The following is a 380-nucleotide window of genomic DNA, read 5'->3' as shown; positions in this document are numbered from 1 at the left end:
CGGCTTGAAGGTGCAGACCGGCGGCGGCGTGCGCTCGCGCGACGACGTGGCGCGCATTCTCGATGCCGGCGCCACCCGCGTGGTGGTGGGCTCGGTGTCGGTACGCGCGCCGGAGACGGTGATCGGCTGGCTGGCCGAGTTCGGTCCGGAGCGGCTGACCATCGCGCTGGATGCACGCCAGGCCGATGACGGCCGTTGGCTGCTGCCCGTGCACGGCTGGACAGAAACCGCCGAAGACACCCTGGACGTGCTGGCAACACGCTATGCGCAGGCCGGCATGGCCCACCTGCTGTGTACCGACATCGCCCGCGACGGCATGCTGTCCGGCCCCAACATCGGCCTGTACCAGCACCTGGCCACCCTGCTGCCGGGCGTGGCGG

The 380-nt window shown here is 71.6% G+C and carries 1 protein-coding gene; it reads left to right on the top strand.

Features of this window, described 5'->3' with window-relative positions:
* The coding region (locus tag DBR34_RS14270) for a HisA/HisF-related TIM barrel protein (RefSeq protein WP_258223943.1) at positions 1-380 on the top strand (380 nt) is incomplete at both ends.

Origin of the sequence: Stenotrophomonas sp. HMWF003 (assembly GCF_003061285.1) — a bacterium.
Taxonomy (GTDB): domain Bacteria; phylum Pseudomonadota; class Gammaproteobacteria; order Xanthomonadales; family Xanthomonadaceae; genus Stenotrophomonas; species Stenotrophomonas maltophilia_AP.
Note: the sequence above shows the minus strand (reverse complement) of the source record. Positions and strands in the feature narration are given on the sequence as shown.